The organism is Burkholderia sp. Ac-20392 (genome assembly GCF_017104585.1).
GTDB classification, from domain to species: domain Bacteria; phylum Pseudomonadota; class Gammaproteobacteria; order Burkholderiales; family Burkholderiaceae; genus Burkholderia; species Burkholderia lata.
The window spans coordinates 1-12,711 of record NZ_JAAGPB010000245.1; the positions used below are offsets into that span (position 1 = coordinate 1).

A 12,711-nucleotide genomic window follows, 5' to 3' on the forward strand; every position below is an offset into this window, starting at 1 on the left:
CGTTGGCGGCCGGCGCCGCCGGGCCGCCGCGCTTGTCGACCGGCAGCCGGACCGAACGGACCGCGCCGTTCGACAGCGGGAAATCGGCGAGCGCGCTGCGCGCGAGAAACGGCATCGCGTACAGCAGCGTGCCGTTGTCGCCGGTCGTGCGCGCGGACACGTTGTACACCTCCTTGCCCGTTGCGCGCTCGGTAATGCGGATGCCGAGCGTGTAGTCGAACACCTGGTACGTCTGTGCGACGTAGCCGGCCGGCATCGGCCCCCAGGGACCCCACGGGCCCCACGGCCCGCGCCGCCAGTACGGTCCGGGCGCAAACCACGGATCGTAATAGACCGGCTGCGGCACCGTCACGAGATCGCTGCCGACCGCGTAGGTCAGCCCGACGAGATATCGCGCCTGCGCCTGCGGCACCTGCCGGAACGCATACGTGGACAGTTCGTTCGCGACGATCGGCTCGTAGGTCGACTGCTCGATGCTGTTCTTCTGCGCATCGGTGCGCGTGAACGCATAGGTGCGGGTCGCATCGCTGCCGCTCCAGTCGGAGAAGGCCGTGACCTGGGTCGTCACGTAGCTGGTGCAGCCGGTCAGCAGCGCCATGCACAGCACGGCCGCCCAGCCCGCACCGCGTTGAATCCATTCGCGTTTCATGTTGATCCTCTTCGATCCGTCACCCGTTCGTCGCACCGCGCGAACCGTAACGGGATGCCGATAATACGCGGACTCCCGGAACCGGTAAAAAGTTCGCCCGGCACGCGGCCGCCAGCCTTTGTACAATGGCCCGGTTCGCCCGGCCCGTGCCACGGGCCCGTCCCCCACTCCACCGATCTCGACGACCATGTCCGACAACGCTTCTTCCACCGTGATCCGCCGCGCCGACTACACGCCGCCGGCCTTCCTCATCGATTCCGTCGCGCTCGAATTCGATCTCGCGCCGGCCCGTACGATCGTCAGGAACACGATGCGCGTGCGCCGCAATCCGGACGCCGCGCCCGCGCCGCACCTGGAGCTGATGGGCGAAGCGCTCGAATTCCTCGGCGCACACCTGGACGGCGCGCCGCATGGCGCCGTGCGCGCGCACGAACACGGGCTGACCGTCGAGAACGTCCCCGAAGCATTCGAGCTGACGCTCGAAAGCGCATGCGCACCCGACCAGAATACGACGCTGTCCGGCCTCTATGTGTCGAGCGGCAACTTCTTCACTCAGTGCGAAGCCGAAGGTTTCCGCCGCATCACCTACTTCCTCGATCGCCCCGACGTGATGGCGTCGTACACGGTGACGCTGCGCGCCGACAAGGCCGCGTACCCGGTGCTGCTGTCGAACGGCAACCTCGTCGATTCCGGCGACCTGCCCGACGGCCGCCACTTCGCGAAGTGGGAAGACCCGTTCCGCAAACCGAGCTACCTGTTCGCGCTGGTCGCGGGCAAGCTCGTCGCGATCGAGGAAAAGATCACGAGCGGCTCGGGCAAGGAAAAGCTGCTGCAGGTGTGGGTCGAACCGGCCGACCTCGACAAGACGCGTCATGCGATGGATTCGCTGATCCACTCGATCCGCTGGGACGAGAAGCGCTTCGGTCTCGAGCTCGATCTCGACCGCTTCATGATCGTCGCGGTCGGCGACTTCAACATGGGCGCGATGGAGAACAAGGGGCTCAACATCTTCAACACGAAGTACGTGCTGGCGAACCCCGAGACCGCGACCGATACCGACTTCGCGAACATCGAATCGGTGGTCGGCCACGAGTACTTCCACAACTGGACCGGCAACCGCGTGACCTGCCGCGACTGGTTCCAGCTGAGCCTGAAGGAAGGCCTGACGGTGTTCCGCGACCAGGAATTCTCGGCCGACATGGCTGCGGGCGACGACATCGAATCGGCGGCCCGCGCGGTCAAGCGCATCGAGGACGTGCGCGTGCTGCGCCAGCTGCAGTTCGCCGAGGACGCGGGCCCGATGGCGCACCCGGTGCGCCCGGAGAGCTACGTCGAGATCAACAACTTCTACACGATGACGGTCTACGAGAAAGGCTCGGAAGTCGTGCGGATGTACCAGACGCTGTTCGGCCGCGACGGCTTCCGCAAGGGGATGGACCTGTACTTCAAGCGTCACGACGGGCACGCCGTGACCTGCGACGACTTCCGTCACGCGATGGCCGACGCGAACGGGCGCGACCTCGCGCAGTTCGAACGCTGGTACAGCCAGGCGGGCACGCCGCGCGTGTCGGTGCGCACCGCGTACGACGCGGCCGCACGCCGCTATACGGTCACGCTCGCGCAGGGCTACGGCGACGGATCGCCGGCCGCGCGCGAAACGCAGCAAGGGCCGCTGCTGATTCCGTTCGCAATCGGCCTGATCGGCCGCGACGGCCGTGACCTGCCGCTGCGTCTCGAAGGCGAAGCCGCCGCGGCAGGCACGACGCGCGTGCTCGACTTCACCGACACCGAGCAGACCTTCACGTTCGTCGATGTACCGGAACAACCGCTGCCGTCGCTGCTGCGCAATTTCTCGTCGCCGGTGATCGTCGAGTACGACTACAGCGACGACGACCTCGCGTTCCTGCTCGCACACGACAGCGACCCGTTCAACCGCTGGGAAGCCGGCCAGCGCCTCGCGACGCGCGCGCTGCTGACGCTCGCCTCGCGTGCCGCCGCGAACGAGCCGCTCACGCTCGGCGAGAACTTCGTCGCCGCATTCCGCCGCGTGCTGACCGACGCGACGCTGTCGCCGGCGTTCCGCGAACTCGCGCTGACGCTGCCGTCGGAAACCTACCTCGCCGACCAGATGGCGGAAGCCGATCCGGCCGCCGTGCATCGCGCGCGCCAGTTCGTGCGCCGCCAGCTCGCCACCGCGCTGCGCGCCGACTGGCTCGCCGCATACGAGCAGCACCAGACGCCTGGCGCGTATGAGCCGACGCCGGAAGCCTCCGGCCGCCGCGCGCTGAAGAACCTCGCGCTCGCGTATCTCGCCGAACTCGAGGATCCGGCCGATGCCGTGCGCCTCGCGACCGCGCAATACGATGCGGCGAACAACATGACCGATCGCGCGGCGGCACTCGGCGCGCTGCTGTCCGCCGCGGCCGCCGGCGCGAACGAACCGGCGGAGCGCGCGCTCGACGATTTCTATCGCCGTTTCGAGAAGGAAGCGCTCGTGATCGACAAGTGGTTCGCGATGCAGGCCGCGCAGCGCGGTACGCCCGCGCAGCCGACGCTCGCGAAGGTTCGCAAGCTGTTCGCGCACCCCGCGTTCAACCTGAAGAATCCGAACCGCGCACGCTCGCTGATCTTCAGCTTCTGCGCGGCCAACCCCGCGCAATTCCACGCGGCGGACGGCTCGGGTTACGCGTTCTGGGCCGAACAGGTGCTCGCGCTCGACGCGATCAACCCGCAGGTCGCGGCGCGCCTCGCCCGCTCGCTCGAACTGTGGCGCCGCTTCACGCCGGCACTGCGCGACCGGATGCGCGAAGCGCTCGAGCAGGTCGCTGCCGGCGCGAAATCGCGCGACGTGCGCGAGATCGTCGAGAAGGCGCTCGCGTAACGCGATCGCCCGCTCACGCAAGCGTGATAAAGCCGGTGCCGCCCCTCGCGGCACCGGCTTTTTTATGGTGTGAATAGTGCTGGAACCGGGCGCAATCGCGGGGTCTGACCGCGGCGTCAGCCGCCGCTGCAACGCGGGTCCCGCCCGTCTCCACCACCGGAAACCGGGCGGGTTCGGCCGCCCGGCCATGTAACCGGACGAAAAAACCCGGCGGCTCGGGAGGTGCGACGGGTAAAATTGCGGCCATTCAAGGATTCTTTGGCCTTCTGGAGTCTGTCATGTCCATTGCCCGCCGCACCACGCTGTCGAAGTTCCTGATCGAACAGCAACGTGAGACCAACAACCTCCCCGCCGACCTGCGCCTGCTGATCGAAGTCGTCGCACGCGCGTGCAAGGCGATCAGCTACAACGTGTCGAAGGGCGCGCTCGGCGAAGCGCTCGGCACCGCCGGCAGCGAGAACGTCCAGGGCGAAGTGCAGAAGAAGCTCGACATCCTGTCGAACGAAATCCTGCTCGACGCGAACGAATGGGGCGGCAACCTCGCCGCGATGGCATCGGAAGAAATGGAAACGTTCTTCCCGATCCCGGCGAACTACCCGCGCGGCGAATACCTGCTCGTGTTCGATCCGCTCGACGGCTCGTCGAACATCGACGTGAACGTGTCGATCGGCACGATCTTCTCGGTGCTGCGCTGCCCGGACGGCAAGCAGGCCACCGAGGAATCGTTCCTGCAGCCCGGCACGCAGCAAGTTGCGGCCGGCTACGCCGTGTACGGCCCGCAGACGGTGTTCGTGCTGACGACCGGCAACGGCGTGAACTGCTTCACGCTCGACCGCGAAGTCGGCTCGTGGGTGCTCACGCAGAGCAACATGCAGATCCCGGCCGACACGCGCGAATACGCGATCAACGCATCGAACGCGCGTCACTGGTACGACCCGGTCCAGCGCTACGTCGACGAACTGAACGCCGGCAAGGACGGCCCGCGCGGCGACAACTTCAACATGCGCTGGATCGCCTCGATGGTGGCCGACGTGCACCGGATCCTGAACCGCGGCGGCATCTTCATGTATCCGGCCGACAAGCGCACGCCGGATCGTCCGGGCAAGCTGCGCCTGATGTACGAAGCGAACCCGATGTCGTTCATCGTCGAACAGGCAGGCGGCGCCGCGACGACCGGCACGCAGCGCATCATGGAAGTGCAGCCGACGGGTCTGCACCAGCGCGTCCCCGTGTTCCTCGGTTCGAAGAACGAAGTCGAGCGCGTGACGGGCTACCATCAGGAAAAGCAATAAATTTGCACTGCAGCACTAGACAGTGTCGCGCGACGTACGTAGAATCGCGGCTCTCGATGTGACCCCAACGGGTCGCATCGCAGTGAAACGAAGCGGGAAGTTTGCCGAGTCGATGAGTTTCGCGAAACAGCAGCAGCAAGCTGAAAAAAATTCGCAAAACCTATTGCCAAGGATTCAGATTTCACCTTATAATTTCGTTTCTCTGATGCCGGTGTAGCTCAGTTGGTAGAGCAGCGCATTCGTAATGCGAAGGTCGTAGGTTCGACTCCTATCTCCGGCACCAAGTTATAAAGGGCTGACAAGCATGCTTGTCAGCCCTTTTCTCATTTCGGGCGCCAAATCGTGCGCTGCCCTCCTTCTCCCGCGCCCGCTCCGCTTGCGGGCATCACCCGACTCCCGCGCCGTACCCCGCCGATTACAATCGACGAACCACTCCGCCCTTTCCGAGCATCATGCGCACCTGGCGTCTCGAGCGACCGAACCTCACCGGGCAACTGGATGTATCGCGTGCGACGCGCCTCGTCGCCGCGATCGGCGACAACGAACCGAACGCATTCGCAGCCGAAGTGCTGAAGCTGTTCGACGACGCGCTGTCGGTCACGCAATGCACGATCTTCGCGTACGAGTTCGGCAACCGCCCGCGCACGCTATCCGTCGCCGACCATCGCGGCGGCCGCTACCTGCGCGACGTCGCCGACACCTACGCGCGACACTTCTACGCACTCGACGGCAATCAGAAGATCGTGTCGAGCGCGCATCGCGGCGCGCGCCGCCACGACCTGCTGCTGCACCAGCAGGCCGGCGACGAGATCGGTCATGAAGCGTATCGCGCGGCCTGCTACCGCGGCCCCGATGTGTCCGACCGGCTGTCGTTGCTGATGCAGCCCAACGATGCGAGCTGGCTGTCGATCAACCTGTACCGCGCGCATCGCAGCGGCGCGTTCCAGCCACGTGAAATCGCGGAGATCGAAGCGCTCGCGCCGCTGATCGCGCAGGCCGCGAAGCATCACTACGCGCTCGCCGGTGCCGCGCAGATCGGGATCCCGCAACTGATGCTCGCGCGGCTACGCGGCGCATGCCCGGCGCTGTCCAAGCGTGAACTCGACGTGCTGCGCGGCGTGCTCGAAGGCCAGACCGCGCACGAGATCGGCGAGACGATCGGCGTGAAGGCGTCGAGCGTCGTCACGTACCAGAAACGCGCGTACCGGCGCCTGGGCATCTCGAGCCAGCGCCAGTTGTTCGCGCTCTGCCTGCAGCCCTGAGCCGAACCGGCCTGCGATGACCGAATCGGGGTAAATCCCGGTCGGCTTGCTGTACCCGGAATGGGGACAGCCGCTTTCCGCCCGGCTTCCATACTGCTTCGACTGCCTGCACTTGCCCCGGCGCAAGTGCACGTCGAACCGCCCTCCCCTGGAAGCCCACGATGGATATCGACTTCAAGCCCTACCCGTTCGTCGCCGAGCATCATCCCGCGCATCTGCCGGCCTGCGACGGCGGTATCGATACGCACCGGCATCGCGTGGCGATCGTCGGCGGCGGCCCCGTCGGCCTCGCCGTCGCGCTCGGTCTCGCGAACCACGGCATCCGCAGCGTGCTGATCGAGGCCGACGATGCGGTCTGCCACGGCAGCCGCGCCATCTGCATCTCGCGGCGCAGCCTCGAAATCATCGAGCGGCTCGGCGCGCTCGACGACTTCCTGCGCACGGGACTGCCGTGGACCGGCGGGCGCAGCTTCTACCGTCGCGACGAAGTGCTGCATTTCACGATGCCGCAGGACGAAAACCAGAAGCTGCCGCCGATGATCAATCTCGCGCAGTATCACATCGAGCAGTTCCTGCTCGATGCCGCGCAGCGCCGCCCCGAACTCATCGAGATCCGCTGGCAGGCGAAAGTCACCGGCGTGACCCGGCAACCGGACGGTGTACGCGTCGACGTCGACACACCGCTCGGCGGCTACGCACTCGACGCCGACTGGATCGTCGCGTGTGACGGCGGACGCAGCACGATGCGTGAAGCACTCGGCCTGTCGCTGCAGGGCACGAGCTACGAGGGCCGCTACGTGATCGTCGACATCGCGCTCGACAGCGACCGGCCGACCGAACGGCTCGCGTACTTCGATCCGTCGTCGAACCCGGGCTCGACGGTGCTCGTCCACAAACAGCCCGACAACGTGTGGCGCATCGATTACCAATTGCGCGACGATGAGGATCCCGAAGCGGCCGTCAAGCCGGAGAACGTGATCCCGCGCGTGCAGAACCTGCTCGACATGATGGGCGAGCGCGGCGACTGGTCGCCGATCTGGATCACGATCTACAAGGCGAACGCGTTGACGCTCGAACGCTATCGACACGGCCGCGTGCTGTTCTGCGGCGACGCCGCGCATCTCGTGCCGATCTTCGGCGTGCGCGGTGCGAATTCGGGCATCGACGATGCCGACAACCTTGCCTGGAAACTCGCGTACGTGACGCGCGGGCTCGCATCGGACACGCTGCTCGACAGCTACTCAGATGAGCGCGTGTTCGCGACGCACGAGAACCTGCGCTACGGCACGAAGAGCACCGAGTTCATGGCGCCGCCGTCGTTTGCCTTCGAACTGATGCGCAAGGCCGTGCTGTCGCTCGCGGTCCGGCAGCCGGCGCTGCGCTCGCTGATCAATCCGCGCCAGACGACCGCCATCGCGTATGCGACGTCGCCGCTCAACGCAGCCGAACGTGACACGTTTTCAGCCGGCCCGGCGCCCGGCACGGTGCTCGCCGAATGTCCGCTGATGCTGTACACGGCGCACGGCAGCGACATGCGCCGCGGCCACCTGACCGATCTCGTCGCCCCGCGCTTCACCGCGTTCTGCTTCACGTCCGACGGCGAGCCCGATCCGACACTCGCCGATCTTGAACAGCGCCTGCAGGCAGCGCGGATACCGTTCGCGCTCGTCACGCTCGCACGGCATGCAGCTCCGCAACAACCGGGCTGCGGCGGCCATGACGACGACGGCCGGCTGTTCGACATGTACGGCGCGCGCGACGGCACCGTCTATCTCGTACGTCCGGACGGTCACGTACTCGGCCGCTGGCACGACGCTCGCGCCAGCGACGTGACCGCCGCGCTCGAACGCGCACTCCATCCGTGCGCATCAATCGATCCTCAGGAGACCGCATGATGACGGATACCGAACGCGACACGCTCTACACCGACCTGTGCCGCACGATGACGCGAATCGGTGAAGCCGATGCGTCGCTCTTTCTCGCCCGCTTCGCGCTGCTGTCGATCGAGGCGATCGGCGAACCCGCGACCGTCGCACGGCTGATCGCCGACGCAGGCGACGGATTGCCCGATGCGGGCATGCAGGCCTCGACGCACGAACGATGACGCTCATGGCCGACCGGCTGCATCGACGGCCTTTTCTTACATATTCATTTCGTTACGCATTGTCCATGCGTGAGCCTCACCGTACGCAGACGAATTCCCTGGAAAATCCCGTTAAGGGTGCATAACATTACTTAACGATTCCGACCCGTCTATCGCGTTACATTGCGTGGGCGGCGCGGCGGGTCGCGATGCCGCCTTCATTCAGCTTGCGGCGACACAGCCGACGTCGGTCATTCGACACAACCCAAGGAGAGGACAACCATGGCTCATGGCTTGATTATGTGGCTCATCATCGGCGCGATTGCCGGCTGGCTTGCCGGCTTGCTCGTCAAGGGCGGCGGCTTCGGGCTGATCGTCGACATCATCGTCGGGATTGTCGGCGCCGTGATCGGCGGCTGGCTGGCCGGGATGCTCGGCATCAGCGTCGGCAGCGGCTTCATCGGTTCGGTGATCGTCGCGGTCGTCGGGGCGGTGATCCTGCTGTTCGTGATCCGGCTATTCAAGCGAGCGGCCTGACGCTTCTCTCCACGCGCCTTCGGGCGCGTTTTCGCATCCGGCCGGCGCGCGGCCCGTTCGCCGCGCGCCGTCGTCACGTTCAGCGCCTGGCGCGCTGCAACCAGCCGTCGAGCACGTCGGCCGTCAGCAATCCGCTGCGCGCTTCACGTGCGCCATCGCGCCCGATCCACACGGTGCGCGGCATCTCCCCTCTCCATCCCGCATCGAGCGCCGCCCGCAGACGCTCGGGCATCGGCTCCGCGTTCGCGTACTGCGCGACCTGCGGCGGCAAGTTCATTTGCGCGAGCGCCTGCGAGATCGCCGCACCGTTGTCGTCGTATGCATCCATCGCAACCATCGCGAGCTGCACGCCCGGATGACGACGCTGCCACGCGACCAGATGCGCGGCGTTCTCGCGACAGTATCCGCAATCGAGCGACCAGATCTCGACCGCCAGCGGCCGCTCGTGCGCAGTCGCATACAGGCGCGCGACGTCGGACGCGCGCAGCGGCTGCAGCTCGCCGCCGGCCCACGCCGGCACGCTCGCAAGCACGATGCCCAGCAATGTAATCAGCCGCTTCATTTCACTGCCTCCACGGCGATCAGCCGATAGCCGTCGTTACGCGTGCGCCACGACAGATAGATCCGCCCGGCATCGTCGAGCAGTTGCGGGTTGTCGCTTGCGCCCGATGTCGCCGCGATCACGCGCGGCGCCGACCAGTGCTCGCCGCGATCGTCCGACCGACGCAGCTTGATCTGCATCGTGTCGCCGTCGAACGCCTTCCAGGCGAGCCACACGATGTCGCCACGCGCGACGAGCGCCGCATGCGACGCCTGCTCGCCTGGCGTCGCGGGATTCGCGCCGAATGCCCACGGCGCGCCGCGCGGCTCGCCATCGGCGCCGATGCGCGAATAGAACACGTCGGCCCGGCCGTCGACGACGCCGAACCACACGAGATGACGCGTGCCGTCCGGTGTGATCGCCAGCGCCGGCCCATGCTCGGGGCACGCCTCGACGTGCCAGTTCGAGAACGTCGCGCGCACCGGTACGATCGGCTCCGACGCAGCGACGGGCAACACGGCGAGCGCATGATCGCGGATCTGTCCCGGGAACACGTTGCGCCATGCGGCCTCGATGCGTCCGGCCGGATCGATCGCCATCGCGATGCGACAGCATTCGCACGTGTGGTCGGTCACCTTGCGTTCGGCTTCGAACGACGCGCCGCCGTCACGCGATACCGCGTAGTAGACGGCCGCGCCTTCGTACGCCTGCCCCGCCGCTTTCGCCGCAACGAGATCGCGCTTGTCGATCCATGCGATCGCGATGTTGCCGGCCGGATCGACGGCCATCATGTCGAAGCGGTGCGTGATGGCCTGCCGGTCGCGATGCACGGTCATGGGCACGCTCCACGTCGCGCCTGCGTCGAGCGATCGCGCGAAACGCACCATGCCCGTGTACGGCGCATCGAGCGGCATCGACCACGACACGTACACCGCACGCCCGTCCGGACTCGTCGCGATCTTCGGGCGATTCTCGGCGCTCGTGTAGATCGGCTCCGGCATCGCGTTGACTGTGACGGGCGCAGACAGCGTGCGGCCGGCATCGTCGGAATGCGCGACGACGACGTGCGCGCCCTCGACCCACGCGACCCACAGCCGGTGATGCGTGTCGAATGTCGCCCCCGTCGCGAGCGGCTGCTTCTGCTGCGCGGGCGCGGCCTGCATGCTCATGTGCGCGGCGTGCGAATCGGCGGCCTTCGGCACGTCGTGCGCATCGTGCGCGCCGGCCGGCGACAGTGACGCGAACCACAGCGCGACGCCTGCCGCGAGCGATCTCACAGCGACCATTTCAGTTCTCCATAGAAAGTACGGCCCGGATACGGGTGGAACACGTAGTAGCGGCGGTCCGTCAGGTTGTCGATGCCGAGCGACGCGGTCCAGTGACGGTCGAAGCGGTAGCGCGCCTTAAGGTCGACGACCGTGAACGAACTCGTGCCGCCGTAGACATCCGGGTTCACGTCGCTGTTGTCGAGCGTGTTGAACTGGCGGCCCGAGTAGCGCACGCCGACGCTCGCCAGCCAGTGCTCGTCGAAGCGATACGACGCGAGCAGGTTCGCACGCATGCGCGGAATCCTCGGGAAGCGCGAGCCGACATACGCGGGATTCGCCGCATCGGCGAGGATCTGCGCGTTGCTCGCCGACACGTTCGCGTCGAGATTGAGCCCGCGCAGCCCGACGTTCTCGCCGCTGAACGCGAGTTCGACGCCGCGCACGCGCACGCGATCGACGTTCGAGATGTTGGTCACCGTCGTCGCACCCGACACCGTCGTCTGGCTGTAGATCGAATCGCGCAGGTCGCTCTGGAACACGCTGGCTCGCACGACGCCGACGCCCACGTCGCGTTCGGCCGTGAAGTCCCAGTCGATCGCCTTTTCCGGCCGCAGGTTCGGGTTGTTGTTGACGATCGCGTTGTTCGAGATCGTGCCCTGGAACAGTTCGCCGACCGTCGGGAAACGCGTGCCGGTCGCGAACGACAGCCGGAAGCGCCAGACGTCGGTCGCATCCCATTGCAGCGCGACCTTCGGCGACAGCGCGTTCGCACTGCGGTCCGCATAACCGAGCGTGCCGCTCGCATTGCCGAGCGCGCCGCCGTACGCATCCCAGCGCTCGTAGCGCAGCCCCAGCGTCGCGAGCCAGCCCGGCGCGAAGCGCCACGCGTCCTGTCCGAACAGCGCCTGCGTGCGTGTGTCGCCGCGATAGACGCTCGACAGCGACGTGGTCGGACCGGCCAGCCAGTCGGCCGTGTTGTACGTGACGTTGCGCAGGAAGTAGTTGTCGTAGTGATAGCCGAACGTGAACGTATGGCCCTTCACTTCCGGCGCCTCGGCCTTCAGGTCGAGCGTGCGCCAGCCGGTGCCGTCGCCCTGGAACAGCGTGCCCGCGCCGCCCTGCACGGTCGACGCCGAGCGCTGCACGTCGCGCGACACGTCGTACGCGGACACGACGCCCGACAGGCGCCAGCCGGAATCGAGCCGGCCGTTCAGGCCGAGCGCGTACAGCCAGTTCTCCTGGTCGCCGCGCTGCGGCGCGAATGCGTTCGGCGCGACGGTCATGTTCTGGCCGCCGATCGACACGTTGCCGCCGTAGACCGGATTGCCGGCCGCATCGCGCAGGAAGGTTTCACCGTGCTGCCGGTAATGGTTCTCCCAATGCCCGAGCGTGAGCGTCGCGTCGACGTGGTCGGTGAACGCATAGCCCATCCGGACCGTCTCGTTGAGCTGCTCGGTCCGCTCGATCGTCTGCGCGCCAACGATCGTCCGCGGCTTGCCATTCGGCCCGATGTCGGTCGCGGCGCCCGTCACGGGCACGGCGGCGCCGAGCTTCGGGTTGTATGCAGAATTGGGGCTCGCATACTGCATCGGCTGCCCATTGTTCTCGAGCCGGTCGAGCGACAGCGCGAACCAGAACCGGCCGACGCGGTTCGCGATTCGCGCTGTCTGGTGATTGCCGCCGAAGCTGTCCGCGAATCCGTAGCCGTCGTGGTAGCGCTGCGTGAAGAACTGCGTCGACAGCGACGCCTCGAGCTTTTCCGGGCGACGCGTCGTGAGCAGCACGGTCGAGCCGATCGAGTTGCCCGGATACAGCGCGGAAAAGGGGCCATAGAGCACGTCGACGCGCGCGATATCGTCGGGTGGAATCAGCGACCAGCGCGGCGGGTACGCGTAGCTCGAGCCGAGCAGGTTCGACAGCAGCACGCCGTCGGCGTAGACGAGCCCGCGCGCGCTCTGCAGTTCGTTGAAGTCGCGGCCGGCGAACACGCTGTTGCGGTCGCCGATATAGCGCTTGCGGACCATCAGGTTCGGCGCGTACTTCAGCGCATCCTCGGTGGTGACGTTGGTGTGCGATTCGATCTGCTCACGCGTGATCGACGTGACGACGGCCGGCGTATCCGGATCGACCGGCTGCCGCTGCGCGGTCACGCTGACGGCGCTCAGCGTAGCGCCGGCCGCCGGCGCAGGCGGCACGGT

10 protein-coding genes and 1 tRNA gene are annotated in these 12,711 nt (G+C 66.8%); 7 read left to right on the plus strand and 4 right to left on the minus strand.

What is annotated here, in order from left to right; translation table 11 throughout:
* The coding region (locus tag G3N99_RS23905; RefSeq protein ID WP_206123627.1) for a DUF4136 domain-containing protein at positions 1-649 on the minus strand (649 nt) is incomplete at its 3' end.
* A 187-nt stretch (positions 650-836) separates the two neighbouring features.
* On the opposite strand from G3N99_RS23905, the gene pepN reads away from it, so the two are divergent.
* The 7 genes from pepN (at position 837) to G3N99_RS23940 (ending at position 8,704) form a co-directional block, all read left to right on the plus strand.
* On the plus strand, positions 837-3,530 hold the full coding sequence (pepN, locus tag G3N99_RS23910) for an aminopeptidase N (RefSeq protein WP_174944603.1): 2,694 nt from the start codon (positions 837-839) through the stop codon (positions 3,528-3,530).
* 278 nt (positions 3,531-3,808) lie between these two features.
* Positions 3,809-4,822: a class 1 fructose-bisphosphatase gene (locus tag G3N99_RS23915; protein ID WP_174944600.1), complete on the plus strand. Its 1,014-nt coding sequence runs from the start codon at positions 3,809-3,811 to the stop codon at positions 4,820-4,822.
* A gap of 207 nt (positions 4,823-5,029) precedes the next feature.
* Positions 5,030-5,105: transfer RNA gene (locus tag G3N99_RS23920), tRNA-Thr, on the plus strand.
* Positions 5,106-5,274: 169 nt separating this feature from the next.
* Positions 5,275-6,084, plus strand: a complete 810-nt coding sequence (locus G3N99_RS23925; protein ID WP_206123628.1) for a helix-turn-helix transcriptional regulator — start codon at positions 5,275-5,277, stop codon at positions 6,082-6,084.
* Between the two features lie 161 nt (positions 6,085-6,245).
* Positions 6,246-7,979: an FAD-dependent oxidoreductase gene (locus G3N99_RS23930; protein ID WP_206123629.1), complete on the plus strand. Its 1,734-nt coding sequence runs from the start codon at positions 6,246-6,248 to the stop codon at positions 7,977-7,979.
* Positions 7,976-8,188, plus strand: a complete 213-nt coding sequence (locus tag G3N99_RS23935) for a hypothetical protein (RefSeq protein ID WP_174987621.1) — start codon at positions 7,976-7,978, stop codon at positions 8,186-8,188. The genes G3N99_RS23930 and G3N99_RS23935 overlap by 4 nt, the downstream gene beginning before the upstream one ends.
* A gap of 261 nt (positions 8,189-8,449) precedes the next feature.
* Entirely contained in the window at positions 8,450-8,704 is a 255-nt protein-coding gene (locus G3N99_RS23940) for a GlsB/YeaQ/YmgE family stress response membrane protein (protein WP_041492772.1), read from the plus strand.
* Between the two features lie 79 nt (positions 8,705-8,783).
* Here G3N99_RS23940 and G3N99_RS23945 read toward each other — a convergent pair whose 3' ends face one another.
* Genes G3N99_RS23945 through G3N99_RS23955 form a run of 3 tightly spaced genes read right to left on the minus strand, consistent with a single transcriptional unit; the run spans position 8,784 to position 12,708 of the window.
* Positions 8,784-9,266, minus strand: a complete 483-nt coding sequence (locus tag G3N99_RS23945; protein WP_206123630.1) for a TlpA family protein disulfide reductase — start codon at positions 9,264-9,266, stop codon at positions 8,784-8,786.
* Positions 9,263-10,531 (minus strand): glycoside hydrolase, encoded by a 1,269-nt coding sequence (locus tag G3N99_RS23950; protein ID WP_206123631.1) that lies wholly within the window; start codon positions 10,529-10,531, stop codon positions 9,263-9,265. The genes G3N99_RS23945 and G3N99_RS23950 overlap by 4 nt, the downstream gene beginning before the upstream one ends.
* The gene (locus G3N99_RS23955; RefSeq protein WP_206123632.1) at positions 10,519-12,708 is read right to left on the minus strand and encodes a TonB-dependent receptor; all 2,190 of its coding nucleotides are present in this window, start codon (positions 12,706-12,708) and stop codon (positions 10,519-10,521) included. The genes G3N99_RS23950 and G3N99_RS23955 overlap by 13 nt, the downstream gene beginning before the upstream one ends.
* Positions 12,709-12,711 lie beyond the last annotated feature (3 nt).

Bases quoted from the DNA above. Each gene is read 5' to 3' on its own strand.
- pepN (WP_174944603.1), top strand. From the start codon at position 837: ATGTCCGACAACGCTTCTTCCACCGTGATCCGCCGCGCCGACTACACG.
- G3N99_RS23915 (WP_174944600.1), top strand. From the start codon at position 3,809: ATGTCCATTGCCCGCCGCACCACGCTGTCGAAGTTCCTGATCGAACAG.
- G3N99_RS23925 (WP_206123628.1), top strand. From the start codon at position 5,275: ATGCGCACCTGGCGTCTCGAGCGACCGAACCTCACCGGGCAACTGGAT.
- G3N99_RS23930 (WP_206123629.1), top strand. From the start codon at position 6,246: ATGGATATCGACTTCAAGCCCTACCCGTTCGTCGCCGAGCATCATCCC.
- G3N99_RS23935 (WP_174987621.1), top strand. From the start codon at position 7,976: ATGATGACGGATACCGAACGCGACACGCTCTACACCGACCTGTGCCGC.
- G3N99_RS23940 (WP_041492772.1), top strand. From the start codon at position 8,450: ATGGCTCATGGCTTGATTATGTGGCTCATCATCGGCGCGATTGCCGGC.
- G3N99_RS23945 (WP_206123630.1), bottom strand. From the start codon at position 9,266: ATGAAGCGGCTGATTACATTGCTGGGCATCGTGCTTGCGAGCGTGCCG.
- G3N99_RS23950 (WP_206123631.1), bottom strand. From the start codon at position 10,531: ATGGTCGCTGTGAGATCGCTCGCGGCAGGCGTCGCGCTGTGGTTCGCG.